The sequence below is a fragment of the Ectopseudomonas chengduensis genome (genome assembly GCF_900102635.1).
In the GTDB taxonomy this organism is placed as follows: domain Bacteria; phylum Pseudomonadota; class Gammaproteobacteria; order Pseudomonadales; family Pseudomonadaceae; genus Aquipseudomonas; species Aquipseudomonas chengduensis.
The window spans coordinates 255,941-279,843 of record NZ_FMZQ01000004.1 but is presented as its reverse complement, the minus strand read 5'-3'; the positions used below and the strand labels follow the sequence as shown (position 1 = coordinate 279,843).

General features: G+C 64.4%; 25 protein-coding genes. 11 read left to right on the top strand and 14 right to left on the bottom strand.

Annotated features, from left to right (window positions below; all coding sequences use genetic code 11):
* Window positions 1-97: 97 nt before the first annotated feature.
* Together BLS08_RS09585 and BLS08_RS09580 are read right to left on the bottom strand one after the other, a co-directional pair.
* The gene (locus BLS08_RS09585) at window positions 98-340 is read right to left on the bottom strand and encodes a TIGR02450 family Trp-rich protein (RefSeq protein WP_003459532.1); all 243 of its coding nucleotides are present in this window, start codon (window positions 338-340) and stop codon (window positions 98-100) included.
* On the bottom strand, window positions 337-1,323 hold the full coding sequence (locus tag BLS08_RS09580; RefSeq protein ID WP_017678127.1) for an NAD(P)/FAD-dependent oxidoreductase: 987 nt from the start codon (window positions 1,321-1,323) through the stop codon (window positions 337-339). The genes BLS08_RS09585 and BLS08_RS09580 overlap by 4 nt, the downstream gene beginning before the upstream one ends.
* A 204-nt stretch (window positions 1,324-1,527) precedes the next feature.
* On the opposite strand from BLS08_RS09580, the gene BLS08_RS09575 reads away from it, so the two are divergent.
* The 4 genes from BLS08_RS09575 to BLS08_RS09560 all read left to right on the top strand — a co-directional run bounded on the left by BLS08_RS09575 (window position 1,528) and on the right by BLS08_RS09560 (window position 6,023).
* Window positions 1,528-2,430 (top strand): TIGR01777 family oxidoreductase, encoded by a 903-nt coding sequence (locus BLS08_RS09575; protein WP_017678126.1) that lies wholly within the window; start codon window positions 1,528-1,530, stop codon window positions 2,428-2,430.
* A 12-nt stretch (window positions 2,431-2,442) separates the two neighbouring features.
* Window positions 2,443-3,465, top strand: a complete 1,023-nt coding sequence (gene hemH / locus BLS08_RS09570; protein ID WP_064494128.1) for a ferrochelatase — start codon at window positions 2,443-2,445, stop codon at window positions 3,463-3,465.
* Window positions 3,466-3,774: 309 nt separating this feature from the next.
* Window positions 3,775-5,106: a spinster family MFS transporter gene (locus BLS08_RS09565; protein ID WP_059390591.1), complete on the top strand. Its 1,332-nt coding sequence runs from the start codon at window positions 3,775-3,777 to the stop codon at window positions 5,104-5,106.
* A gap of 143 nt (window positions 5,107-5,249) precedes the next feature.
* Window positions 5,250-6,023: a hypothetical protein gene (locus BLS08_RS09560; protein WP_244155370.1), complete on the top strand. Its 774-nt coding sequence runs from the start codon at window positions 5,250-5,252 to the stop codon at window positions 6,021-6,023.
* A 35-nt stretch (window positions 6,024-6,058) separates the two neighbouring features.
* Here the strand turns inward: BLS08_RS09560 and BLS08_RS09555 are convergent, their stop codons facing one another.
* The gene (locus BLS08_RS09555; protein ID WP_090336418.1) at window positions 6,059-6,400 is read right to left on the bottom strand and encodes a zinc ribbon domain-containing protein YjdM; all 342 of its coding nucleotides are present in this window, start codon (window positions 6,398-6,400) and stop codon (window positions 6,059-6,061) included.
* Between the two features lie 466 nt (window positions 6,401-6,866).
* Between BLS08_RS09555 and BLS08_RS09550 the strand changes: the two genes are divergently transcribed.
* Entirely contained in the window at window positions 6,867-7,676 is an 810-nt protein-coding gene (locus tag BLS08_RS09550; protein ID WP_045734244.1) for a gamma-glutamyl-gamma-aminobutyrate hydrolase family protein, read from the top strand.
* Window positions 7,677-7,702: 26 nt separating this feature from the next.
* Here BLS08_RS09550 and BLS08_RS09545 read toward each other — a convergent pair whose 3' ends face one another.
* From BLS08_RS09545 to BLS08_RS09505, 9 genes are all read right to left on the bottom strand, one after another.
* Complete coding sequence (locus tag BLS08_RS09545) at window positions 7,703-8,176, bottom strand: LEA/WHy family protein (RefSeq protein ID WP_017678122.1); 474 nt, start codon at window positions 8,174-8,176, stop codon at window positions 7,703-7,705.
* Window positions 8,177-8,230: 54 nt separating this feature from the next.
* On the bottom strand, window positions 8,231-9,076 hold the full coding sequence (locus tag BLS08_RS09540) for an EamA family transporter (RefSeq protein ID WP_090336416.1): 846 nt from the start codon (window positions 9,074-9,076) through the stop codon (window positions 8,231-8,233).
* A 120-nt stretch (window positions 9,077-9,196) separates the two neighbouring features.
* On the bottom strand, window positions 9,197-10,003 hold the full coding sequence (locus BLS08_RS09535) for an outer membrane protein OmpK (protein WP_059390592.1): 807 nt from the start codon (window positions 10,001-10,003) through the stop codon (window positions 9,197-9,199).
* A 221-nt stretch (window positions 10,004-10,224) separates the two neighbouring features.
* Complete coding sequence (locus tag BLS08_RS09530; protein WP_017678119.1) at window positions 10,225-11,154, bottom strand: MurR/RpiR family transcriptional regulator; 930 nt, start codon at window positions 11,152-11,154, stop codon at window positions 10,225-10,227.
* Window positions 11,155-11,223: 69 nt separating this feature from the next.
* A complete protein-coding gene (locus BLS08_RS09525) occupies window positions 11,224-11,988 on the bottom strand; it encodes an ABC transporter ATP-binding protein (RefSeq protein ID WP_090336414.1) in 765 nt (254 codons plus the stop codon).
* A gap of 24 nt (window positions 11,989-12,012) precedes the next feature.
* A complete protein-coding gene (locus BLS08_RS09520) occupies window positions 12,013-13,125 on the bottom strand; it encodes a succinylglutamate desuccinylase/aspartoacylase family protein (RefSeq protein ID WP_090336413.1) in 1,113 nt (370 codons plus the stop codon).
* 12 nt (window positions 13,126-13,137) lie between these two features.
* On the bottom strand, window positions 13,138-13,833 hold the full coding sequence (locus tag BLS08_RS09515; RefSeq protein ID WP_059390595.1) for an ABC transporter permease: 696 nt from the start codon (window positions 13,831-13,833) through the stop codon (window positions 13,138-13,140).
* Between the two features lie 11 nt (window positions 13,834-13,844).
* Window positions 13,845-14,534 carry an ABC transporter permease gene (locus BLS08_RS09510; protein ID WP_017678115.1) on the bottom strand — a complete coding sequence of 230 codons (690 nt, stop codon included), beginning with the start codon at window positions 14,532-14,534 and terminating at the stop codon, window positions 13,845-13,847.
* Window positions 14,535-14,597: 63 nt separating this feature from the next.
* A complete protein-coding gene (locus BLS08_RS09505) occupies window positions 14,598-15,374 on the bottom strand; it encodes an ABC transporter substrate-binding protein (RefSeq protein WP_017678114.1) in 777 nt (258 codons plus the stop codon).
* A gap of 376 nt (window positions 15,375-15,750) precedes the next feature.
* Here BLS08_RS09505 and BLS08_RS09500 point away from each other — a divergent pair, with 376 nt between their 5' ends.
* The 6 genes from BLS08_RS09500 (at window position 15,751) to BLS08_RS09475 (ending at window position 22,598) form a co-directional block, all read left to right on the top strand.
* Window positions 15,751-17,514, top strand: coding sequence for a cyanophycinase (locus BLS08_RS09500; RefSeq protein WP_090336410.1), 1,764 nt, complete (start codon window positions 15,751-15,753; stop codon window positions 17,512-17,514).
* Window positions 17,515-17,593: 79 nt separating this feature from the next.
* Window positions 17,594-17,914 carry a hypothetical protein gene (locus tag BLS08_RS09495; protein WP_017678112.1) on the top strand — a complete coding sequence of 107 codons (321 nt, stop codon included), beginning with the start codon at window positions 17,594-17,596 and terminating at the stop codon, window positions 17,912-17,914.
* Window positions 17,915-17,976: 62 nt separating this feature from the next.
* Window positions 17,977-19,317 carry an OprD family porin gene (locus tag BLS08_RS09490; RefSeq protein ID WP_021488198.1) on the top strand — a complete coding sequence of 447 codons (1,341 nt, stop codon included), beginning with the start codon at window positions 17,977-17,979 and terminating at the stop codon, window positions 19,315-19,317.
* A gap of 154 nt (window positions 19,318-19,471) precedes the next feature.
* Window positions 19,472-20,236 carry a transporter substrate-binding domain-containing protein gene (locus BLS08_RS09485; RefSeq protein ID WP_017678110.1) on the top strand — a complete coding sequence of 255 codons (765 nt, stop codon included), beginning with the start codon at window positions 19,472-19,474 and terminating at the stop codon, window positions 20,234-20,236.
* A 92-nt stretch (window positions 20,237-20,328) separates the two neighbouring features.
* Window positions 20,329-21,585: a cyanophycinase gene (locus tag BLS08_RS09480; RefSeq protein WP_017678109.1), complete on the top strand. Its 1,257-nt coding sequence runs from the start codon at window positions 20,329-20,331 to the stop codon at window positions 21,583-21,585.
* 218 nt (window positions 21,586-21,803) lie between these two features.
* Complete coding sequence (locus tag BLS08_RS09475; protein ID WP_017678108.1) at window positions 21,804-22,598, top strand: SDR family NAD(P)-dependent oxidoreductase; 795 nt, start codon at window positions 21,804-21,806, stop codon at window positions 22,596-22,598.
* A 125-nt stretch (window positions 22,599-22,723) separates the two neighbouring features.
* Here BLS08_RS09475 and BLS08_RS09470 read toward each other — a convergent pair whose 3' ends face one another.
* Window positions 22,724-23,290 (bottom strand): TetR/AcrR family transcriptional regulator, encoded by a 567-nt coding sequence (locus BLS08_RS09470; protein WP_017678107.1) that lies wholly within the window; start codon window positions 23,288-23,290, stop codon window positions 22,724-22,726.
* A 29-nt stretch (window positions 23,291-23,319) separates the two neighbouring features.
* The gene (locus tag BLS08_RS09465) at window positions 23,320-23,889 is read right to left on the bottom strand and encodes a PaaI family thioesterase (RefSeq protein ID WP_090336408.1); all 570 of its coding nucleotides are present in this window, start codon (window positions 23,887-23,889) and stop codon (window positions 23,320-23,322) included.
* Between the last annotated feature and the right edge of the window lie 14 nt (window positions 23,890-23,903).

Here is a 23,903-nt window from a genome sequence, read left to right as displayed (position 1 = left end):
TTATACAAGTCAAATACTTTGTATAGGTTTGGTATTGGTTTTCTGTGCATGCCGGCGGCGTCAGCCGAGGGTGCTGCCGCCAGGTATCACGGGAGGCTCAGCGCCAGCCTTGCAGCCAGCGTTCGCTGTCCTGCAACTGGCGCCAGTCGAGTTGCTGGCTGCGTTGCGTGAGGACCGCCTGAAGCTCGACGCCGAGGATGTTGTCTTGCTCGTCGCGGATCAGTTCGGTCACCAGGAAATGACGCTCGCGGTTCTGCGGCTGCGCGGCTGTCCATTTCGACAGCAGCAGTTTGCGCGGGTTGAGGCGGCGTTTTTCAGGCCTGTTGTTGGGTTGGCTCATTGCAGGTGCTCGAGCAGACGGCGCGCAGCATCCTGGCCGCTGAGCCAGGCGCCTTCGACCCGCCCCGACAGGCACCAGTCGCCACAGGCATACAGGCCCAGATCGGCATCGGCCAGTGCCCCCCACTGATGCGCCTGTGCCGGGCGTGCATACAGCCAGCGATGGGCGAGGGTGAAGCTCGGCGGCGGCACGGCGCAGCCGATCAGCTCGGCGAAGGCGCCGTGCAACTGTTCGATCACCGCTTCCTTGGGCAGATCGAGATTCTGCCGGCTCCAGACGCTGCTGGCGTGCAGCACCCAGGTGTCGAGATGGGTGTCGCGGCCAGGTTTGCTCGGGTTGCGCGCCAGCCAGTCGAGCGGGCTGTCCTGCACGAAGCAGCCCTCGACGCGAGTATCCAGGTGGCTGTCGAAACCCAGTGCGACCGCCCAGGTCGGGTCCATGATCACGCTCGCTGCGGCGCCAGCCAATTTCGGTGCGGCCGCCAGCAGGGCGCTGGCTTGTGGGGCGGGGGTGGCAACGATGACGTGGCTGTAAGGGCCGTGGCTGTTGCCTTCGGCATCGAGCAGGCTCCAGTAGCGGTCGCCACGGAACACTTCGGTAATGCGGCAGCTGAATTTAACCGGCAGGGCGCCGAGCATGGCGCGGGTGATGGCGCTCATGCGTGGGCAGCCGACCCAGCGCACTTGCTCATCCGGCGAGGCACTGAGCTGGCCGTCCTGGGCGTTGTACAGGCTCGGCTGCCATTCGGCGACCCAGCCGCGGGCCTGCCATTGCTGTACCGCCTCGACGAAGCGGCGGTCACGTGCGGTGAAATATTGCGCGCCAAGATCCAGGCTGCCGGCGTCGCTGCGCTTGCTTGCCATGCGCCCGCCACTGCCACGGCTCTTGTCGAACAGTTCGATATCCCGGCCAGCGGCGTGCAGGGCCTGGGCGGCGGATAGCCCTGCGATGCCGGTGCCGATGATGGCGATGGGTGCGTTCATGGTTACCTCGTCAGCGCTGAATGCTTTACAGGCTAAGGCTTGGACAAAAGCTATACAAGAGTGTTTTCATGTATAGATGTCGCCGAAAGTGGCGCTCCCTTGCTTTAGGTTTAGGACAAACACGGCAATCAATAAAGGCACGTGTGCGCGTCATGAACCAGACTAAAGGTGAAGTTTCTTCCATTGCCATGCGAGGACGATGCCATGCATATCCTGCTGACCGGCGGTACCGGTCTGATCGGGCGAGCGCTTTGCGCACACTGGGCCGAGCAGGGCCACCACCTGACCGTCTGGAGCCGTGAGCCAAGCAAGGTCGCGCGCCTCTGTGGGGCCAATGTTCGAGGCATTGCCCGGCTCGAGGAGCTGGCTGAAGAGCCGTTGGACGCGGTGATCAATCTGGCCGGTGCCCCCATTGCCGACCGCCCCTGGAGCAGCAAGCGCAAGGCGCTGCTGTGGTCGAGCCGGATCGGTCTGACCGAGCAGTTGCTGACCTGGCTGCAACGGCGCCAGCAGCGCCCCGCAGTGCTGCTGTCGGGCTCGGCAGTGGGTTGGTACGGCAACGGCGGTGAACGTGAGCTGAGTGAAGGTACGCCGCAGGTCACCGATGATTTCGCCGCGCAGCTGTGTGGGGCCTGGGAAGAAACTGCACAACGCGCCGAGGACCTGGGGATTCGCGTGGTGCTGGTGCGCACCGGCCTGGTGCTGAGCCCGGATGGCGGCATGCTCAAACGCCTGTTGCTACCGTTCAAGCTCGGCCTGGGTGGGCGCATCGGTGATGGTCGGCAGTGGATGCCCTGGATTCATATCGCCGATCAAATCGGCCTGATCGATTTTCTCTTGCAGCAGGGCGACGCTCGCGGTCCTTATAATGCCTGCGCGCCATTACCCGTGCGCAATGCCGAGTTCAGCAAGGCGCTGGGCCAGGCGCTGAGCCGCCCGACCATTTTCCCGGCGCCGGCCTTCGTCCTGCGCGCTGCACTCGGCGAGATGTCCGAGTTGCTGCTCGGCGGCCAGCGTGCCGTGCCGGCGCGCCTGCTGGAGGCGGGTTTCAGTTTTCGTTTTACCCATCTGGATGTGGCCCTGGCGGATCTGCTGGGCCATCAATGACTAGGATTTCGCATGACCGATCACGCATTGTTGCTGGTTAACCTGGGTTCGCCCGCGTCCACCGAAGTAGCCGATGTCCGCCGTTACCTCAATCAGTTCCTGATGGATCCCTACGTGATCGACCTGCCCTGGCCGCTGCGTCGATTGCTGGTGTCGCTGATTCTGATCAAGCGTCCTGCCGCATCGGCACATGCCTATGCCTCGATCTGGTGGGACGATGGCTCGCCGCTGGTGGTGATCAGTCGCCGTTTGCAGGAAGCGATGAAGGCTCATTGGACTCAGGGCCCGGTGGAGTTGGCCATGCGTTATGGCGAGCCTTCCATCGAGTCGACCCTGCAGCGTCTAGCTGCGCAGGGCATCCGTGAAGTGACCCTGGCGCCGCTGTATCCGCAATTCGCCGACAGCACCACCACCACGGTGATCGAAGAGGTCAAGCGGGTGGTGCGCGAGCGCGGCCTGGACATGCGTCTGTCCACTCTGCCGCCGTTCTACGATCAGCCGGAATACCTCGACGCCCTGGTGGCCAGCGCCAAGCCTTATCTGCAGCAGGATTTCGACCACCTGCTGCTGAGCTTTCACGGCCTGCCGGAGCGCCACCTGCACAAGCTCGACCCCAGCGGTCATTGCCTGAAAGGTGAAGATTGCTGCCGCAGCGCTTCGCCCGAGGTGCTCGCCAACTGTTACCGCGCGCAATGCCTGCGCAGTGCCGAGCTGTTCGCCCAGCGCATGGGCTTGCGCCCTGAGCAATGGTCGGTGAGCTTCCAGTCGCGTCTGGGCCGCGCCAAGTGGATCGAGCCCTATACCGAGAGCCGTCTCGACGAGCTGGCCGCGCAGGGCGTGAAGAAGTTGCTGGTGATGTGTCCGGCCTTCGTCGCCGACTGCATCGAGACCCTGGAGGAAATCGGCGACCGTGGTCGCGAGCAGTTCGTTGAGGCCGGTGGCGAGAGCCTGCAGCTGGTGCCCTGCCTGAACGATCATCCCGACTGGGCGGCGGCGTTGAAGGTGCTGTGCGAGCGGGCGCCACTGATGATCTGAGCGCCTGTTCAGGTAAAACAGCGCTGCGGCCAATGCCGGTCAGAGACAGAACTGTAGGAGCCGGCTTGCTGGCGATCCGCTCAAACAGCATCGCCGGCAAGCCGGCTCCTACAGATTCGCTTAACTAACGGGAAGTACGCTCTGAGCGACTATTGAGTTTTGCTACCGAGCCATTCGCCTCGGCGGGTATGAAGCATTCGCCGACCTGATAACACCTTCGAGCGATACTCACCGCCGTTTATATCGTCCTAAGCTGGCGCTTCTTTCAACCGTCGCGCGTCGCGTTCTGCGGTGCCGAGGAGAGCGTCCGTGCATAACAACAATAACGGCTATCCCTCCAGTGCCCGAGCCTGGGCCACTGTTGCCATCCTGATGGTGGCGTATGTCCTGTCCTTCGTCGATCGGCAGATCCTCAATCTGCTGGTCGAGCCCATCCGTCGCGATCTGGCGATCAACGATACGCAGATGAGCCTGCTGATGGGCCTGTCGTTCGCCCTGTTCTACACCGTATGCGGCATTCCGCTGGGGCGAGTGGCCGATACTCGTAGTCGGCGCGGGTTGATCGCCGTCGGCATTCTGTTCTGGAGCGCCGCTACCGCCGCCTGCGGCATGGCCAAGATGTACTGGCAGTTTCTGCTGTGCCGCATCGGCGTGGGTGTGGGCGAGGCGGCGCTGTCGCCGGCGGCCTATTCGCTGATTGCCGACAGCTTTCCCGCCGAGCGCCGGGCCACGGCCATCAGCGTCTATTCCATGGGCGTCTACCTCGGCTCGGGCCTGGCCTTTCTGGTCGGTGGCCTGGTCATTCAGTTCGCCTCGGCACAGGGCGATGTGACCCTGCCGGTGCTGGGCGAGGTGCGTCCCTGGCAGTTGATTTTCCTGATTCTCGGTGTGGCGGGTGTGTTTTTCACCCTGTTGATGCTGGCCATCAAGGAACCTGTCCGGCGCGGTGCCGGGGCGGGCGTGGCGGTGCCGCTGAGCGAAGTGGGGCGCTACATTCGCGCCAATCGCCGTACCGTGCTGCTGCACAACTTCGGTTTCGCCGGGCTGGCTTTTGCCGGTTACGGCAGTGCAGCCTGGATACCGACTTTCTACATCCGTACTTATGGCTGGGACGCCGGCCAAGTCGGCATCGTCTACGGCTGCATCGTCGCAGTCTTCGGCTGCCTGGGCATCGTCTTCGGCGGACGCCTGGCGGACCTGATGGCCAAGCGTGGGCGTAGCGACGCCAACATGCGTGTCGGCCTGTACGCTGCGCTGGGCGCCTTGCCGATGGTGGTGCTGTTCCCGCTGATGGACACCGCCTTCTGGGCCAGCATGCTGCTGGCGCCTGCAGTGTTCTGCCTGAGCATGCCGTTCGGCGTGGCGCCGGCAGCGATCCAGGAAATCATGCCCAACTCGATGCGCGGCCAGGCGTCGGCCATCTATCTGTTCGTCATCACCCTGATCGGCCTGGGCGTTGGTCCGACCGCCGTGGCACTGGTGACCGATTTCGTCTTCGCCGACGACAACGCGCTGCGCTACTCGCTGCTGATCGTCACCACCCTGGCGGTGTTGATGTCGATCATCCTGCTGGCCAAGAGTCTCAAGCCCTATCGCGAAAGCGTGACGCGGCTGGAGCAATGGGCCGCCAATCCAGCCTGAGCAGGCGCATTTTTCTGCCGTGCCGCGCATTGATCGGCACGGTTTATGCGCCAGGGCACAGGCAGCGTGGAATTTTTGCGCTTTACTGAGGTTCTGAGTGTTGCGCGCGCCACTGGGGCGCGTGCCAGCCAGGGAACCTCTGCATGGGAGCGAGGCCAGCGTCTGCTGCACAGGGCAGACCAATCAACAGCTCGGTATTTGGGCAACGGCTGGTGCTGCCGGGGTTGGCTGCGCTGTTGTTGTTGGGTGGTTGCACGGGGCGCCTGGACAACGACTCCATTGTGCATACGCGCAGCCCGCTCAAGCCCGCCGAGGTGCTGCAGACCGACGTCGACCGTATGGCGACCCTGGCCATGCGCAACAACCTCAACAGCCTGTATCGGCTGATGAACAAGTTGTACCAACGTAACCCGCGCGAGTGGCGCAAGAACTCCCTGCCTGATGCCGCCGCTGCCGAGCGCGCCATCCAGTACGCCATCGAACACAATCAGGACTGGCCGACCTTGGGCGGCCGGCGTGATGTTGCGGCGCTGGATTACTCGCTGAGCCCGGCCTTTCAGGGCGACCGCGTGGCGGCCTTCACCTATGCCATCGGCAGCATGCTGGTGACGGCTCACGGCGGCCGTACCGAGTTCTACCTGACCGACAGCTTCAATGCGCAATTCATCCACAACGCCGCACGTAATCTGGAAAAGGCCGGCTGGATGCTGTCGCAGCGCCGTGATGCCGCGGGCCGGCCGCTGCTGCTATCCAACGAGTTCTCCGAACAGGGCAACAACCTCAGCTACGCAGTGGAGTTCGGCAAGATGGTGGCGCGTCTCGATCTGCTCACCCATGTGCTGGAAGAGCGCTACCGGCGCATGGGCGCCAACTATGCGCAGAGTCTGTTCCTGCTGAATTTCCTGCCGGTGCAGTGAGCGGGCCGCCACCCGTTGCGAGCGGCGGCGGAGCGTCACACCTTGCGTACGAACTCGGACTTGAGCTTCATCGCGCCGATGCCATCGATCTTGCAGTCGATGTCGTGATCGCCGTCGACCAGGCGAATGTTCTTCACCTTGGTGCCGACCTTGACCACCAGTGACGAGCCCTTGACCTTGAGGTCCTTGATCACGGTGATGGTGTCGCCGTCCTGCAGCAGGTTGCCAACCGAATCCTTGATCACCCGCGCGTCATCACCGCCGTCGGTATTCTCGCCAGCTTTCCACTCATGGGCGCACTCGGGGCAGACCAGTTGATCGCCGTCTTCGTAGGTGTATTCGGAGTTGCATTTGGGGCAGGGCGGCAGAGCGGTCAAGGGGTGTCCTCGGTGCAGTGAGAAACCGCAGATTATATAGGGTTTTGTTCGCTGGCGTCGCTCTAGGACCTGCAGCCCTTGAGATACGGGTGTTTTAAATATTGGACTTCTTGCCAGGCGGTAGTTTGCCTGGATTGCCCTTAGAGCGCCTTTTAATGGGCGTTCACTTGTTGTGCGATAAATGGCTTACCAGAAAATCTTGAGCAGATTTGTTTGACATATTTTACGGCTCGGGCAGACTGGCTGCAGATTCCGTTGCCGAACCGGGTAGCGGGCAGCGTCGCTGCAGCCCCCTCTCTGGATGGAGTTGACCCGGTTCGAGCCGCCGTCGGAAGGCGGCACTCAGGCTCAGGATGAGTCTCGGTGCACGGGGTTAGCCAAACAGGCCGGAGGTGCTACAGCAGAGTGTTCTGCTGGCTACCGGTCTGCACAGCAACGATAGGCCCGGCCTGTCCCAAGGTGACGTATGTCCGACAACAAGATCCGCAGCACTCCTAGCAAGAACAATCTCCGCAAGCCCGTCGTGTTGATGTCCATGGGCGCTCAAGAGCGCAAGGGCCACGACTATCAAGTAATGACTCACAAATACATCCAGCCTCTGGTCGAGTTCTCCGGTTGCGTGCCGGTATTGGTGCCCACCTGCTGCGGCATCGAGGATCTCGAGCAGTATCTGGATATGGCCGATGGTGTTTACCTCACCGGTGCCGGCAGCAACATCGACCCGGCGCTCTATGGTCAGGAGAACGAAACACCGAACAAGGGCCAGGATCGCGACCGCGACCTGTTCGATCTACCGCTGATTCGTGCCGCCATCGCTCGCGGTCTGCCGATCTTCGGCATCTGCCGTGGCATGCAGGAAATCAACGTGGCGCTGGGCGGCGACATCTACCAGAAGGTCTACGCCGAGCCTGGTTTCAACGACCATCGCGAAAACCCCGATGATCCGGTCGAGGTGCAGTACGCAGCCAGCCACAGCGTGCGTCCGGTGGCTGGCAGCTGGTTCGCCGAGTTGATGGGCAAGGACGAGATTCAGGTCAACTCCCTGCACGGCCAGGCGATTCGCAACCTGGGCAAGGGACTGGAAGTGCTGGCCACCGCCGAGGATGGCCTGATCGAGGCGATCCACGCGCCGAGCCTGTCCCCCTTCCTGTTCGCGGTGCAGTGGCACCCGGAATGGCAGGCGGCGAAGAACCCGGATTCGGTGAAGATCTTCCAGGCCTTCGGTGACGCCTGTCACCGCCGAGTAGCTTCGCGCAGCAGTCGTCAGGCGGCCTGATCGCCGTGTAACCGCCGGCTCCTGCTTCAGTAGGGGCTTGGCGGTTGCGGCCAGTTCAGGATACCGCTGTCACTGAAGCGGCGGGTGCCGAACAGGCCGTCGGCGAGTTTGCCACGCAGCATGTAGGGCACCTCCTGGCCAGGTTGATAACCGGCCACGCCCCACGCCTGACGCATCACTGAAAACGCTGAAATGCTCACCGGTACGCTCAATACCGTCTCGCCGAAACGTGGCACGCTGCCGCTCTGGTCGCTGACGCCACTGGCCAGCGGCTGGCCGTTCACATCCAGATCCAGTGCCATGCCGTTGAAACTCACCGCGCTGTCATTGGGGTTCTGCACCCGTAGCTTGACCGCGAAGCGTACCTCCAGGCCCTGACCGGGCAACGGTTCCAGGCCGACCAGGTCGACCCGTAGCGGATCACGATTGCTCAGGCTGGCGCAGGCGCTCAGGCCTGCTGCAAGTAGGGCAACGAGGCAAAGACGAAGCAGACGGTGCATGGTGATCTTCCCTGGACGTTATGAGTTCAGGATAGAAGACCACTGCACGCGCCATTAGCTCCCGGCACGTTGCCGACTGCCCAGTACCAGCGCGATACCGCCGAGCACGGCAACGGCGCTCAAGGTCAGGCGCAGAGACAGCGCTTCGCTCAGCAGCAGGCTGCCGCCGAGCGCGGCGAGAATCGGCACGCTCAACTGCACCGTGGCGGCCTGACTGGCGCGCAGGCCGGGCAGCGCGCTGTACCAGATGGCGTAACCGACACCCGAGGTCAGGGCGCCGGACAACACCGCGTAGAACAGGCCAGGCCCATCCCAGTTCAGTTGCGACAACAGCACCAGCGCCAGCAGCACGGCCAGCGGTGCCGCACGCAGAAAGTTACCGGTGGTCACGGCCAGCGGATCACCCTGGCCGCGCCCGAGCAGCGAGTACGCGCCCCAGGCCACGCCGGCCAGCAGCATCAGCAAGGCCGCCAGCAGCGGGGGCGCACTGGCACCGGGTAGCAGCAGCGCCAGCAGGCCGGCCGTGGCCAGCGCCGTACCGAGACTGGTGCCCAGCCCCAGACGCTCGCCACGCAGCAAGCCCCACAGCAGCATGCTCAACTGCACGGCGCCGAACAGCAGTAGGGCGCCGACGCCGGTATCCAGTTGCAGGTAAGCAAAGGAGAAGGCCGCCGCATAGGTGAACAGCGCCAGCGCGCCAGGCCAATTGCCGGCGATGGGTTGCCCGGTCTGCCTCAGCTTGAGCAGCAGCCACAGCGTCAGGGCGCCGGCGAGCAGGCGGATAGCCGTGAAACTGGCCGCGTCGATTTCCGTTTCACGCAGCGCCAGGCGGCACAGTAGCGAGTTGCCGGCGAAGGCCAGCATGGCGAGGCAGGTAAGCAGCAGGATACGCGGTGGCATCGTCCATCCTTGGGTGAAGGTCTGGTGATGCTGGGCAGCTAATCACGTCAGGCTGCCCGATGGCATTGGCAGAAGGTCGCAAGTTGCTGCGACCTTGGCCAGTAAGCGCGCAGGCGCGTCTCAGAAGTGTGCCTTGACTAACAGGCTGGCGGTGTTCTGGTCGGTCGAACCGACGAAGTTGTCGCTGACGAAACCGCCGTCCTTGATACCGTACTTGTTCTTCCAGTAGTCGTACTCGATACCCACGTACAGCTGCTTCTCGCCCCACTTCAGCGCCTTGCCCAGGTCGTACTTGATCTGTGGGTTGAAGTGCAGGTTGGCGTGGTAGTCGCCACGGCGATTGCTGTCGTTGTCCACCACCCAGTCCATGAAACCGTCGATGAGAATGTCCGATTCGCCTACCGGGATGGTGTAGCTCCACACCGGGGTGATCTGCCAGACGTTGCTGCCAGGGCGGCTGCCATCGGTGGTACGCAGGTAGGTGTTGAGCTGGAAGTAGTCGAAGCCGGGGATGTCCAGGTCGACCGCCGGGCCGATCAGGTAGGACTCGACGTCGTCTTCACCGAACTCGTAGGTGGTGGAGATCAGCACGTCCTTGATCGGGCCGAAGGAGAAGTCGGCACCGGTGATCTTGCCCAACGAGAAGCGCGGGCTGAACTCGCCATAGAAGGTGTGGCCGTCACCGGCGCCGTTGGTGGCATCGGTGTTGTATTTGATCACGTCGACGAACAGGAACAGGTCACCGAAGCTCCAGCCGCTGGCGTGCTCGAAGGTGACGGTCTGCTGAATCTCCGGGTCGATCTTGAAGTCCTGGCCATAGAGGTAGGTCAGGCTGTTGTTCTGCCACTGCAGCAGATCGCCGGCGACGGCCTGACCGCCTGCCAGCAGACCGCCGGCGAGCGCCAGCGAAGAGAGAGTGCGATTCATGAAAGCTCCTGATGGTTAAGACGTGTCGTTATGATTTTTAAACCTGTCCATGCGGTCAGGCTGGAGCTGCTAGAGCAAAAACGGCGCCAATTCTATATGTCGTAAATAGTCTTTTAAAATCAATTGGATGAAGAAATTTATGCAGAGTGCGTTGGGCGCCGCTCTGCACTTTTTCTGATCGTTGAGACAGCTTTGGCTTTGACTTGGTGCGTATCGTCAGCTCAGGGGCGCCGTTTGCGAGGCTTGCGCGGCGCGCGCTCGGTGCCGGGTACGTGCAGATAGGCCATGACGCTTTCGGTCAGTTCCTGGGCGAGGCTTACCGCCTCCTTGTTACGCGCCATGACACCTGCCACCAGGGCTTCGATCAGGGCCAGCACGGCGGCATTGGAGCTGATCAGCACCGGGTGTTCGGCGGGGGCGAACAGGCTGTACTCGGCGATCTCCACCAGCGGCGAGGCGGGCGAGTCGGTGATGGCCAGCACGCAGGCGCCGCGTTCGCGGGCAAAACGCGCCAGTTGCAGGGTGTCGAGCGAATAGCGCGGCAGGGAGATGGTCAGCAGCACGTCGCGCTCGGTGATGGCGGCCAGGCGGTAGGCGGCGTTCTCGTTGCCGCCTTCCATACTGATGGCGGTGGCGTCATCGCAGAAGGGCACCAGGTTGGCCGCAGCCAGGCCGGCCATGTAGGCGCTGTTGCCGAAGCCGAGAATGTAGATGCGGCGCGCCCCGAGCAGGCGCCCGATCACTGCCTCGAACACGGCGGCGTCATTGTTGCTGGCCGCCGCGCCGAGATTGCTGCTGGCGATCTGCAGATGTTCATGCAGACCGAAGGCCCCGTCCGGGCGCTGCGCCAGCTCGTCGCGCAGCTTGTCCACCGGCGACACCATGTCCTGCAGGGTGGCGACCAGCTCGGCCTTCAGGCTGATGTAGCCGCGCAGCTCCATGGCCTTGGCCAGACGGTTGACCGCCGCAGGCGAGGTCTGCGTGGCCTGCGCCAGCTCTTCGATGGTCAGAGTTGCGGCCTTCAGCGGATGGCGCAGGATGAAGTCGGCCACCTTGCGCAGCGAGGGCTGCAGCTGTGGCGCGACCTCGGCCAGCTTGCGCAGGATGGGGGCGCTGTAAACGGTGGCGGAAGACGACGAGCTGCTCGGCATGGCTGGGCTGATCCGGTCTGGCGATGGCGCGCAGTGTATCCGAAGCCGCCCGCCGTGCGCCTGTTTCGCTTACTTGAGGCTGCCGCAGAGAAACTGCTGCAGGCGCTCGGACTGCGGGTTGGCCAATACCTCGCGCGGGTGGCCCTGTTCTTCCACCAGACCCTTGTGCAGGAACATCAGCTGGTTGGACACCTCGCGGGCAAAACCCATTTCGTGGGTCACCACCACCATGGTGCGACCTTCGGTGGCCAGGTCCTGCATTACCTTGAGCACCTCGCCGACCAGCTCGGGGTCGAGGGCCGAGGTGGGCTCGTCGAACAGCATCACCTCCGGCTCCATGGCCAGGGCGCGGGCGATGGCTACGCGCTGCTGCTCGCCGCCGGACATGTGCGCCGGGTAGGCGTCCTTGCGGTGCGCGACGCCGACCTTGGCCAGGTAGTGCTCGGCCCTGTCGCGCGCCTCGGCCTTGCTCTGACCGAGTACGTGCACCGGCGCTTCCATGACGTTGTCCAGGGCGCTCATGTGCGACCACAGATTGAAGTGCTGGAACACCATGGCCAGACGCGAGCGCATACGCTGCAACTGCTTGGCGTCGGCGGCCTTGAGCGCGCCGCCGCGATTGGCGACCAGCCTGAGCTCTTCGCCATTGAGCTGGATGCGACCGGCATGCGGCTGCTCCAGCAGGTTGATGCAGCGCAGGAAGGTGCTCTTGCCCGAGCCGCTGGAGCCGATGATGCTGATCACGTCGCCGGCCTTGGCAGCCATCGATACGCCGCGGATCACCTCGTGGCTACCGTAGCGTTTGTGCAGGTCCTGAACTTCGAGTTTGTACATGTTGTTGTTCTCTTAGGGCATGAGTCAGTCGCTGAGCAGGCGACCCTGGCGAATGGGCGTTGCCCCGGCGACCTTGGCCAGCCACAGGCCGGGGCGGGCGAAGCGCATGCGCTCGCGGGCATAGAGCACGCCGCAGGTTTCGGCGCGGACGATGCTGTGCTGCTCGCTCAAGGGGTCGATCACCTCGAACAGTGCCTCGCCGTGTTCGACCCACTCGCCCGGCTGCTTGAAGAAGCTGACCACGCCCGGATGTGGGGCGAGGGCGTACTGCGCGCCGGCAAAGGGCGTGGCCTCGCAGCAGTGTTCCGGCGCTGCCGGCCAGTCGCCGGCGATCAGTCCCCGCTCGGCGAGGAAGGCCAGAATCGCCTCGGCGCTGGCTACCGCGCGTTCGGCTTCGGTGTCGGCCATGCCGCCCAGCTCTACGGTGGTGGCCAGGCAGGCCAGGGGAATCTCGGCTTCGGGGAAACGCTGGCGCAGTCGTTGCCAGGGCATGGCGCAGGCCTCGTCGAACGAGCTGCCGCCGGAATCCTCGGCCAGCAGCACCGCGCCGGCCTGCAGACGCGCCGCCAGAGGGCGCAGGGCCGGCCAGTGCTGCGGCGCGCTGTACAGGTGCACCGCGGCCTCGAAGTCGCAGTGCAGGTCGAGCACGATGTCGGCATCGCAGGCATGACGCAGCAGCAGACGCTGCATGCCTTCCAGCTCCGAGGCCGGCGCGGGCAGGGCGTCCAGCGCCTCGTTCATGGCGCGGCGAATCAGGCGCACGTTGCTCGCTTCGTCGCTGCCCAGGTGCCCCTCCACATGCGCTGCGACCGCGGCCGCCAGATCGACGAAATCGCGGTTGAAGTTCCTGCCGCTGGCGAATTCGAAGCGGCCCTGGACCGCCGCCTGGAACAGCTGGCTCAGGCCAATGGGGTTGGCCACCGGTACCAGTTCGATCACGCCGGTCAGGCGTCCGGCGCTTTCCAGCTGCTGCAGACGACGCCTGAGTTCCACCGCCACGCGCATGCCCGGCAGCTCGTCGGCATGCAGGCTGGCCTGGATGTAGGCCTTGCACGGGCCGCTGCCGTAACGCAGCACGCTGAGGTGACGGCTGGTTCCGGTCGGGCTCCAGGGCAGTGGATGGTCGATACGTTGCATAGGGCTTCCTTGTTAATGCTTGCGTGGGGTCAGGTGGGCCAGCCAGCGCAGTTCGGCGTATTTGAACAGGCGCACCAGGCCCACCGTCAGCACCAGATAGAACAGGCCGGCGGTGATGAAGGCCTCGAACGGCATGTAGTACTGCGAGCTGATGGTGCGGGCTGCACCGGTGAGGTCGATGAGCGTCACCAGCGAGGCCAGCGAAGTGGTGTGCAGCATCATGATCACCTCGTTGCTGTACTGCGGCAGCGCGCGGCGCATGGCCGAAGGCAGCAGGATGCGCCGGTAGAGCTGGGCGCGTGACATGCCCATGGCCCTGGCTGCCTCGATCTCGCCGGGCGGCGTGGCCTTGAGGCTGCCGGCCAGAATCTCCGCCGTGTAGGCGCTGGTGTTGATGGCGAAGGCCAGGCAGGCGCAGAAGGTGGCGCTGGAAAAGTACGGCCACATGAAGCTGTCGCGGATGACGTCGAACTGGGCCAGGCCGTAGTAGAGCAGAAATAGCTGTACCAGCATCGGCGTGCCGCGAATCACGTAGGTATAGAGCCAGGCTGGGAAGTTCACCAGCGGCGAGCGCGACACCCGCATCAGGGCCAACGGCAGAGCCAGCAGCAGGCCCAGGGCGAGGGCGATCAGCAGCAGCTCGAAGGTGACCAGCAGACCGCTGGCATACAGCGGCAGGCTGGAGAGGATCAGATGGAAATCGAGCATGGACGTGATCCTCAGATTTCAGCCGTGCGAACGCCGACCGAGTAACGCTTTTCGACGGCGCGCAGGAGCAGCAGCGAGACGCTGGTCAGCAGCAGGTACAGGCCCGCCACGGCAAGATAGAACGTGAAGGGTTCACGGGTGGCGTCGGCGGCGTTCTTGGCCTTGAACATCATGTCCTGCAGGCCGACCACCGAGATCAGCGCGGTGGCCTTGGTCAGCACCAGCCAGTTGTTGGTGAAGCCGGGAATGGCGAAGCGGATCATCTGCGGCACCAGGATGCGCAAGAACACCTGGGCGCCGCTCATGCCATAGGCTGCACCGGCCTCGGCCTGGCCCTTGGCGATGGCCATAAAGGCGCCGCGGAAGGTCTCCGACAGATAGGCGCCGAAGATGAAGCCCATGGTGAACACACCGGCGACGAAGGGGTTGATGTCGATGTAGGCGGTGTAACCCAGGCTGGGCGCGATGCGGTTCACCAGGTCCTGACCGCCATAGAAGATCAGCAGGATCAGCACCAGGTCGGGGATGCCCCGGATCAGGGTGGCGTAGGCGTCGCCCAGATTGGCCAGCCAGCGCAGTGGCGAGAGGCGCAGCGCAGCGCCGGTGAGGCCGAGCAGGATGGCCAGCGCCATCGAACACAGAGCCAGAGTCAGGGTCAGCCAGGCGCCCTCGACGATGATCGGGCCGTAGCCTTGCAGCATGGTGGGAAACCTCGTTGCAGCGCAGAGAAACCGGCGCCTGTTGCAGGCGCCGGGGTGGGCGGCTTACTGGCCGTAGATGTCGTAGTCGAAGTACTTGGCCTGTACCTCGGCGTACTTGCCGTTGCTGCGAATGGCGTCGATGGCGGTGTTGAGCTTCTCGGCGGTGGCTGCGTCGCCCTTGCGCACGGCGATGCCGGCGCCGCGACCGAAGTAGCGCGGGTCGTTGAAATCAGGGCCGACCAGGGCGAAACCCTTGCCACCGTCGGTTTTCAGGAAGCCCTCGTCGATGTTCACCACATCGGCCAGCACCGCATCCACCCGGCCTGCCAGCAGGTCGAGGAAGGCTTCGTTGTTGGAGCCGTAGCGCACCACGTTGACGCCGGCCGGGGTCAGTTCGGCAGTAGCGTAGCGATCGTAGGTGGAGGCGCGCTGCACGGCTACCTTCTTGCCCTTGAGGTCGACGCTCGGGTCCTGGATCTGACTGCCTTCCTTCATCACCAGCTTGCCGGGGGTGTGGTAGTACTTCTTGGAGAAGTCCACCGACTTCAGACGGTCTTCGGTGATCGACATCGAGGACAGCACGGCGTCGACCTTGCGCACCTTGAGCGAGGGAATCAGGCCGTCGAACTCCTGCTCGATCCACTGGCATTTGACCTGCATCTGCGCGCACAGCTCGTTGCCGATGTCGTAGTCGAAGCCGGCGATCTTGCCGTCGGCGGTCTTGAACGCGAAGGGCGGGTAGGCCGCCTCGATGCCGATGCGCAGCGCCGGCTCGGCGGCGACGGCGAAGGTGCCGAAGGTGGAGAGCGCCAGGGCGCCGAATAGAGCGATCTTGTTCATCTTGTTACTCCAGTGGATGGCGGTTGGGAGGCAGCGTCCGTCGCGACAGGCGGCGGGGTTGAACGTTACGCCGACTGTTGCCAGGCGGCGCCGGCAGGGCCTCGTGAGCCTTGGCCGGTGGGCGATCGGGTGGGACGCCCGGGCAGATGCATAAATATCTTTGACATGTTTTTTTTCACGAATCTACGTTTAAGAAATATTTATGTCAAACGTGGCGTGTGGTGCTTGTGCCTTGAAAATGGCTGGTATATAAATTTTCACGTGTGAATTTTGTGAAAAAAATAATTCATATCGCCGCGACCTGTCGCCAAGCCCATTTCATTTGGCCTGCGAGCAGGGGGCATACCGCTTTCGACTTCTGACAAGAGCAATAACAATGAACAAACAGCGCAATCTTCGTGGCCTTCTCGCCGCGCTCCTCCTCTGCGGCAGTGCTGATCCGGTAATGGCCGATGGCAACCTCCTGGCGGTCGGCGGCATGCTGCGAGCCAGCAACAGCCTGGTCTACGAGAAACTCATCGAACTGGCGGGCGGTGCCCAGCAGGCGCGTATCGCCATCATGCCCACCGCCAGCGGCAGCCTGGGCTCCAGCAAGCGCTTCCAGGCCGAGCTCGAAGCCCTGGGCGTGCCCGCCGAGCACATCCGCATCGTCGGCATCGACCGCCACAACTATCAGGACACCATGAACGACCCTGCCGTGGTCGCGCCGCTGCGCGAGGCCAGTGCGGTCTGGTTCGTTGGTGGCGATCAGGCGCGCATCGCCCGTGCGCTGTTCAACGCCGACGGCAGCCCGTCGCTCGCCATGCAGGCCGTGCAGGCGATCTACGATAAGGGCGGCGTGGTGGCCGGTACCAGCGCCGGGGCCAGCATCCTCGGTGCGCGCATGCCCACCGCCTACGGGGTGGTCATGGACACCCTGGATTTCGGCGTGGCCACGGCCGAGGGCCGGCGCGGTACCGCCCTGCTCAGGGGCGCAGGTCTGTTCACCGCCGGCGTGATCGACCAGCACTTCGACAAGATCGAGGAAACCAGCAGCGGGCGCGCCGCGCGCATGGCCAGCTACCTGCTGGAACAGCCGGCTCCGGGCAAGGGCTTCGGTCTGGATACCAACACCGCCATGTGGATCAAGCCCAGTGGTGAGCTGGAGGTACTGGGCGAGGGCTACCTGACCATCATGGACCCTGCCGCGGCGAAGAAGAGCTTCGGGCTCTACGGCACGCGGATCGACGACATGCGCCTGGCCATGCTCGGTCATGGTGATCGCTACGACCTGGCCTCGGGCGAGATCCGGCCGGACGCCGGCAAGCAGCTGATCGAGCCTGGCAATGAGTACCTGGTGGGCAACCGCCTGCTCACCGACCTGTCGGCCGTGTCGGCGATCAACCGAGCGGTGCTCTATGGCCTGGCCGACAATACGGCGAGCCGTCAGCTCGGGCTGATGACCCGCTACAACCCAGCCAACGGTTACCACTACGGCTATCGCTTCGAATTCAGCAAGCGGACGGACTTCGCCGCTCATAGCCGCTTCCACGATTCGCAGACCAACTACAGCGTCAGCGACGTGCGCCTGGATATCCGCCCGGTGACCGCCGATCTGCGCGAGCCGGCCGCTGGCGCCCCGCGTGATGCCGGCAACGGTCGCCGCGGCGACGCCATTCGTGCGGTGACCTTCCGCGGCCTGATGACCCTCAACGCCGAAGGCGCCTTCGAGGCGCAGCGCCCGATAACCCGCGGCGAGCTGGCCAATGCCCTGCAGATGACCCTGGCCGCGGAGCCCAACCTCAAGGCCCTGCCGACGCTGAGCGACGTGCCGGCCGAGCATCCTCTACGCGAGCACATCGAAGTGGTGGTTTCCAACGGCTGGATGGATGGCGCCGAGCGCTTCGACGCCGAGCGGCCGGCCAGCCGCGCGGACTGGGCGCTGGCCTGCAAGACGCTGGTCGAGCGCTTCAGCGGAGCCACGTTGAGCAAGACCGTGGCGCTGCAGGACGTCGCCGGCCTCGCCGTAGCGAACGCCGAGGCTGCCGCGCAGACCGTGGCCGAAGGTTGGCTGAGCGCCAACCAGGGACGCTTCGAGCCTGCTGCGCCGGTCGCGCGCGCCGAGGTCGCCGAGACCCTGGCACGCATCATCGGCCTCTAGAGCCTTTTTTCTACCTCTACCCCCAGCCCGCCTGCACCGCGCAGGCGGGACGGGCACGGCTGTGCCGGAGAAACGAGCCATGCAATTGAACCGAGTGGAAGTCTTCGCCCTGCACAAGCTGCTGCAGGACGACAGCCAGATGGCACAGACCGTCATCTCTTCCAGCGTGCGAGTGCACGAAAGGGTGCGCACCCGGGCAGGTTTCTTCTCGGTGCTGCACCTGCCGCGCCGCCTCGAACTGAGCCGCGAGCTGCAGGAACGGCGCTGGCCGTTTCGCCTGAAGCGGCGCAGGGGCGTGGGCTACTTCGTGTGCTGGCTGGAAGAGCGCTCACTTTGCCTGGAGGCCGTGATCGAGCGCGGCGAATGCCCGGCTGACCTGGTTCCCGAGCTGTTCACCTGAGCGGCTGCGAACACCGCCCGCGTTGCGGGCACCCCATACCAATAAAACCAACGGAGTAAGGCATGAAGATTCTCAAACTCAGCTGTCTCGCCCTGGCCATCGGTGCCGTGGCCTCGCAGGCTGCCGCCGCCGGTCAGCAGCAGGAAGCCAAGGGTTTCATCGAGGACAGCAGCCTGCAGCTGATCAACCGCAATTTCTACATGAACCGCGACTACCGTCATGGCGGCAGCAACAGCCAGGGCATCAACCGTGCCAAGCCGGTCAACGAACGCAACGGCTATCGCGAGGAGTGGGCACACGGTGCGCAGCTGAACTTCAGCTCGGGGTTCACCCAGGGGACCGTCGGTGTCGGCGCCGATGCCTTCGCCTACGGCGGGGTCAAGCTCGATAGCGGCCGTGGCCGGGTAGGCAACGGCCTGCTGCCGATCAGCAACAACCGCACCGCCGATGCCGAGGTGCCGGACAGCTACGGCCAGATCGGTGGTGCGGTGAAGCTGCGCGCCTCTTCCACCGAGCTGAAGTACGGCGAGATGCGCCCGACCGCACCGGTGTTCGCCACCGGCGATGCGCGCCTGCTGCCGGAGACCGCGACCGGCTTCCAGATTTCCAGCAGCGAGTTCGACGCACTGTCCTTCGAGGCCGGCCACTTCACCTCGATCAATCGCCGCAACTCCACCAACTCCGATGACGACCTGACCAGCGAGTACGCCGAGGTGGAGGCGCGCAGCGTCGACTTCGCAGGCCTCAGCTACGCGGTCAATGACGACCTGAGCCTGATGTTCTATGCCAGCGAGGCCAAGGATGTCTGGCGTCAGTACTTCGCCAACCTGAACTACAACATCCCGCTGGCCGATAGCCAGGCGCTGAACTTCGACCTGGTGGCGTACAAGACCCGCGACGAAGGCGAGGCGCGTGCCGGCGAGCTGGACACCCTGACCTGGTCGCTCAAGGGCGCCTACAGCTTCGGCGCGCACAAGCTCAGCCTGGCCTATCAGAAGGTGCGTGGCGACGAGTTCTTCGACTACATCGGCGGCGACTCCATCTGGCTGGCCAACTCGGTGCAGTACTCCGACTTCAACGCCCCCAACGAGCGCTCGGTGCAGATCCGCTACGACCTGAACATGAAGCACTACGGCGTTCCCGGCCTGACCTTCATGGCGCGCTACATCAAGGGCGACGACATCGACGGCACCAAGGCCGATCCGAATGGCGCCTTCGCCGGCTGGGCCGGTGACGACGAGAAGCATTGGGAACGCGATCTGGAAGCGCGCTACGTGTTCCAGGAAGGCGCGGCCAAGGACCTGTCGCTGCGTCTGCGTCACGCCACTCACCGCTCCACGGCATTCGACGACGACCTCGACGAGGTGCGCCTGATCATCGAGTACCCGCTGAGCATCCTGTAACGGCATTCTCCGGGCGGCGACAGATCACGGGCCGTCCGGAGCTTTTTCTTCAAGGTCAGCTCCCACGCTCCTTTGGCCTTAAGGCGTCGCCAGCGGCGCCTGCTTTTCCGCCAGGAGACCTGACCCCCTGGCCCCGCGCGGGCAAGGAGTCGAAATGCTACGCATGCTGTTGTGTCTGTTCGCTGTGCTGCTCGCCCAATCGGGCACGGCAGGACCGTTGCGGGTCGCCATGGAGGGGCAGTTCCCGCCTTTCGAAGAACTCGATGCGCAGGGCAATCTGGTCGGCTTCAACGTCGACATCGCCAGGGCCCTGTGTCAGCGCATGCAGCGCGAATGCGAACTGCAGCGCTTCGCCTGGGATGACCTGATCCCGGCACTCGACGCGGGACGCGCGGACCTGATCCTGGCGTCCATGTCGATCACCGCGGCGCGCGCCGAACGGGTGGACTTCACCGCTCGCTATGCGCAGACCCCGGCCTTCTTCTTTGCCCGCAAGGGCCATATCAATCAGATGCTGATCACCCCGCGGCGCATCGCCGGCAAGCGCGTCGGCGTGCAACAGGGCACCACCTACGAGCGCTTTCTCGAGGCCCGCTTCGCCGAGCATGTGCAGCTGCTGCGCTATCCCAGCGCCGCCCAGGCCTACCGGGCGCTCGCAGGCGGCGAGCTGGATCTGGTGCTCGACGACGCCGTTTCCGGTTACTTCGGCTTCCTCCTGACCGAACTGGGCCGCGACTTCGAGCAGGTCGGCGGCCCCGTGGTGGCGCCGCAGTTCTTCGGCCAGGGGCAGGGCATCGCCGTGCGCAAGGGTGACGACGAGCTGCGCCAACAGCTCGATCGGGCGCTGGCCGCGATCCTTGCCGACGGCACCCACAAGCGCATCGAGAAACGCTACTTCAAACAGTTTTCCGTTTACTGAGGCCGGCCCGCCGACTGCGCTCTGGCTCCCAATCGCCGTTCCCCAACCAGCGTCACCAACCGTGCCCCTGCGGCACCTGCGGAGAAATCGAAATGATCGGATCGGTTATTCGTTACACCCTCATGCTGGCTCTTCTGTTACCGCTGCCGGCCCTGGCGGCCGGCCCGCTGCTGCTGGTGGGCGGCGGGCTCAAGGACGACAACGCGGTGATCTACCAACGTCTGGTGCAGCTGGCCGGCGGCAGTCAGGCGCGCATCGGCGTGATCACCGCCGCCTCGATTCCACCGAGCCAGGACCCCGACGCCGGCACGGCCAACGCGCGCAACTCCAAGTCCAATGGCGAATTCTACGCGCAGCTGCTGAAGACCTACGGCGCCCAGGATGCCCAGTGGATTCCCATCGACCTGGACAGCATCGGCAACAACAGCAACCCGCAGGTGATCGCGCAGATCAACGGCATGACCGGCTTCTTCTTCGGCGGCGGCGACCAGGCGCGCCTGACCCAGACGCTGCAGACCGCAACGCGCGCCGACACGCCGGCACTGGCCGCGATTCGCGCCCGGCACGATGCCGGCGCCGTGCTCGCCGGCAGCAGCGCGGGAACCGCGATCATGGTCGGCGGACCGATGATCACCGGCGGCGAGAGCTATCCCGCTCTGCGCTACGGCGTCTACACCACCTCGGGCGGTGATGACCTGTCCTACGACATGCAGGGCGGTTTCGGCTTCTTCAGCCACGGCCTGCTCGACACCCATTTCAGCGAGCGCGGCCGTCAGGGGCGCATCGTGCGCCTGGCCGACTACACCAACGTGCCGTTCGCCTACGGCGTCGACGAGGACACCGCGCTGCTGGTGCAGCACAACCCCAGCCTCGGCCAGGTGGAGATGGAAGTGCTCGGCAGCAACGGCGTGTTCATCTTCGACCTGCGCAACAAGCAGCGCGGCACTGGTAGCAGCTATGCCCTCTACGACGTGCTGGCTAGCTACCTGACCGCCGGCGACCGTTACCGCCCGGCCAATCAGCAGTTCGTGATCGCCAGCGGCAAGACCAGCCTGCGTGGGCGCGAGTACTACAGCTCGGCGATGACCGCCACCGGCGACATCTTCAGCAGCCCGAACAACAGTGGTGCCAACGGCCGACGCAACCCGCGCGAGTTCGTCAAGGTCAGTACCGACCTGTTCGACAGCCGCTCCACCAGCACCCTGGGCCGCACCTACGAAAGCAATCCGCGTTTCCGCGTCGACCTGATCAAGAGCACCACCTTTGACAGTCACGGCTATCAGGGGCTTATCAACGGCAAGCGCCTGACCTCCTATCTGCGTCTGCGCGTGGATATGCGCCCCAACTGAGAGTCGCGCTGCCTGCACCTGCTCAGGCAGCGCCGCTGTCAAGCCGCGAGAAGTTCTGCGCGCGGCTTCTTTGCTACTCCCGTACGAGTCTTTCCCGCCAGACGGTCGCTGCGCAAAGTGCTTGACGAAGCTATATGAAGGTAGTCATATAAGTGGCTAGGATTATGGTCATAATCTAAATCGCTCACCTACCTTCATCCCTCATTCCGGAGACTTCCATGAGCACTGCAAGCAAGCCTGCTACCGCCCTGATTACCGGCGCCTCGTCCGGCATCGGCGCCACCTACGCCGAGCGTCTGGCTCGGCGTGGTCACGACCTCCTGCTGGTGGCGCGTGATGCCCAGCGCCTGCAGGCCCTGGCAGAGCGCCTGGGCGGCGAATATGGCGTCGCCGTCGAGGTGCTGCCGGCCGACCTGACGCAGAAGGCCGATATCCTCAAGGTGGCGCAACGCCTGCGTGAGGATGCCGGTATCGGCCTGCTGGTAAACAACGCGGGTGTGGCGATGAACGGCAAGCTGGCCGACGCCGATCTGGAGCAGGCCGAGGCGATGATCCAGCTCAACGTGGTGGCACTGACCCACCTGGCGGCTGCGGCTGCAGCCAATTTCTCTGCGGCGGGGCGTGGCGGCATCATCAACCTCGGCTCGGTGGTGGCGCTGGCGCCGGAGATGTTCAACGCCGTGTACAGCGCGACCAAGGCCTACGTGCTGAGCCTGACCCAGACCCTGGCCGGTGAGTTGCGGGGTTCGGGCGTGCAGTTGCAGGCGGTGCTGCCGGGCGTGACCCGCACCGAGATCTGGGAGCGCAGCGGCACCGACGCCTCGGCGCTGCCGCCGTCGATGATCATGGAAGTGGGCGAGATGGTCGATGCGGCGCTGGCCGGTTTCGATCAGGGCGAACTGGTGACCATACCCTCGCTGCCGGATGCAGCCGACTGGGATGCCTTCGTCGCCGCCCGCGCCGCGCTGGGGCCGAACCTGTCGCACAGCCAGGCGGCGGCGCGCTACAAGTGAGTCCGAAGCAGTCTAGTTATTGGCTATGTGCACGTGAGTGACGTTGTAGGAGCGGCTTCAACCGTGAATTTCGCGGATAAATCCGCTCCTACGGGTGCACAGTTAACTCAGGCATAGCCTTGTCATTACGCGTCCTGCGTCTGCTCGATCAGCAGGCGACGGGTCGTTTTCAGCAGGCGGTCGGACAGCTCCGGGTCCTTGACGCTGCGCGACAGCAGCAGGGCGCCGACCATGCTCGAGAGCAGCAATACGCTCTGCTCGGCGGCATCATCTCCGCCGAGGTTGTCCTCGATCATGGCCAGACGGTCACGCACCAGGGCGTCGGTGGTTTCGCTGGCCTCGCCACGTTGACCCAGCTCGGCGGACATGGTCGGCAGCGGGCAGCCACTGCCGGGGTTGGCGCGATGCGCGCTGGACAGGTAGCTGGCGATAAAGCGCGGCAGCGGTGCCTCGGCATCCTTGGCCAGCGCCTCGGTGCTGCGGGAAAGTTCCTCCACCGCATGGCGCAGGGCGTTTTCCACCAGATCGTCCTTGGACTTGAAGTGGGCATAGAAACCGCCGTGGGTCAGGCCCAGTGCCTTCATCAGCGGCTGCAGGCCGGTGGCGCCGACGCCATCGCGGCGAAAGCGCAGGGCCGCCTCCTCGATGATGCGTTGGTGGGTCTTGGCCTTGTGGTCTTCCGAATAGCGCATGGGCTTTCTCGTCTATCAGATGCTGGCTGTCATCTTACACCTGCATCGCCGTTCTGGCGCGGCGCGTTCATGTCGAGAATCAGACAGGTGGTGGAGGCGACGGCGTAGAGGCGCTCGTCGACGTCGTACAGTCGACCTTCGGCCAGCGCGGTGGAGCGGCCGACATGGATGATGCGGCCTTCGGCGCGTACCGGACCGGCTTCACTGCGCAGCGCGCGGATGTAGCTCACCCGCAGGTCCGCGGTGGTGTAGCCCTGGCCCGTTTTGAGCAGGGTATGCACGGCGCAACCCATGCAGGAGTCGAGGAGTGTGGCGATGTAGCCGCCATGCACGCTGCCCAGCGGGTTGTAGTGGCGCTGATCGGGCGTGCCCTGGAAGACGAACAGGCCGCTGGCCCATTGCACCGGGGTGAAGTCGAGCACCGCGTTGATCGGCGGGGAGGGCAGGTCGCCGCGGCCGATGCCGTCGAAGAAATCCATCGGCGTCATGGCGGCCACCTCCGCCAGGCTGAGGGTGCCCGGGGCTGCGAGTTGATTGCGAATGGCCTGTTCCTCGGCAATCCAGGTGGCGAGGCGGGCGTCTCGGGATAAGGCGGTCATGCAGGCTCCAGATA

Excerpts from the sequence above, each read along its gene's own strand:
- BLS08_RS09585 (WP_003459532.1), bottom strand. The coding sequence starts at position 340 with ATGAGCCAACCCAACAACAGGCCTGAAAAACGCCGCCTCAACCCGCGC.
- BLS08_RS09580 (WP_017678127.1), bottom strand. The coding sequence starts at position 1,323 with ATGAACGCACCCATCGCCATCATCGGCACCGGCATCGCAGGGCTATCC.
- BLS08_RS09575 (WP_017678126.1), top strand. The coding sequence starts at position 1,528 with ATGCATATCCTGCTGACCGGCGGTACCGGTCTGATCGGGCGAGCGCTT.
- hemH (WP_064494128.1), top strand. The coding sequence starts at position 2,443 with ATGACCGATCACGCATTGTTGCTGGTTAACCTGGGTTCGCCCGCGTCC.
- BLS08_RS09560 (WP_244155370.1), top strand. The coding sequence starts at position 5,250 with ATGGGAGCGAGGCCAGCGTCTGCTGCACAGGGCAGACCAATCAACAGC.
- BLS08_RS09550 (WP_045734244.1), top strand. The coding sequence starts at position 6,867 with ATGTCCGACAACAAGATCCGCAGCACTCCTAGCAAGAACAATCTCCGC.
- BLS08_RS09545 (WP_017678122.1), bottom strand. The coding sequence starts at position 8,176 with ATGCACCGTCTGCTTCGTCTTTGCCTCGTTGCCCTACTTGCAGCAGGC.
- BLS08_RS09540 (WP_090336416.1), bottom strand. The coding sequence starts at position 9,076 with ATGCCACCGCGTATCCTGCTGCTTACCTGCCTCGCCATGCTGGCCTTC.
- BLS08_RS09535 (WP_059390592.1), bottom strand. The coding sequence starts at position 10,003 with ATGAATCGCACTCTCTCTTCGCTGGCGCTCGCCGGCGGTCTGCTGGCA.
- BLS08_RS09530 (WP_017678119.1), bottom strand. The coding sequence starts at position 11,154 with ATGCCGAGCAGCTCGTCGTCTTCCGCCACCGTTTACAGCGCCCCCATC.
- BLS08_RS09525 (WP_090336414.1), bottom strand. The coding sequence starts at position 11,988 with ATGTACAAACTCGAAGTTCAGGACCTGCACAAACGCTACGGTAGCCAC.
- BLS08_RS09520 (WP_090336413.1), bottom strand. The coding sequence starts at position 13,125 with ATGCAACGTATCGACCATCCACTGCCCTGGAGCCCGACCGGAACCAGC.
- BLS08_RS09515 (WP_059390595.1), bottom strand. The coding sequence starts at position 13,833 with ATGCTCGATTTCCATCTGATCCTCTCCAGCCTGCCGCTGTATGCCAGC.
- BLS08_RS09510 (WP_017678115.1), bottom strand. The coding sequence starts at position 14,534 with ATGCTGCAAGGCTACGGCCCGATCATCGTCGAGGGCGCCTGGCTGACC.
- BLS08_RS09505 (WP_017678114.1), bottom strand. The coding sequence starts at position 15,374 with ATGAACAAGATCGCTCTATTCGGCGCCCTGGCGCTCTCCACCTTCGGC.
- BLS08_RS09500 (WP_090336410.1), top strand. The coding sequence starts at position 15,751 with ATGAACAAACAGCGCAATCTTCGTGGCCTTCTCGCCGCGCTCCTCCTC.
- BLS08_RS09495 (WP_017678112.1), top strand. The coding sequence starts at position 17,594 with ATGCAATTGAACCGAGTGGAAGTCTTCGCCCTGCACAAGCTGCTGCAG.
- BLS08_RS09490 (WP_021488198.1), top strand. The coding sequence starts at position 17,977 with ATGAAGATTCTCAAACTCAGCTGTCTCGCCCTGGCCATCGGTGCCGTG.
- BLS08_RS09485 (WP_017678110.1), top strand. The coding sequence starts at position 19,472 with ATGCTACGCATGCTGTTGTGTCTGTTCGCTGTGCTGCTCGCCCAATCG.
- BLS08_RS09480 (WP_017678109.1), top strand. The coding sequence starts at position 20,329 with ATGATCGGATCGGTTATTCGTTACACCCTCATGCTGGCTCTTCTGTTA.
- BLS08_RS09475 (WP_017678108.1), top strand. The coding sequence starts at position 21,804 with ATGAGCACTGCAAGCAAGCCTGCTACCGCCCTGATTACCGGCGCCTCG.
- BLS08_RS09470 (WP_017678107.1), bottom strand. The coding sequence starts at position 23,290 with ATGCGCTATTCGGAAGACCACAAGGCCAAGACCCACCAACGCATCATC.
- BLS08_RS09465 (WP_090336408.1), bottom strand. The coding sequence starts at position 23,889 with ATGACCGCCTTATCCCGAGACGCCCGCCTCGCCACCTGGATTGCCGAG.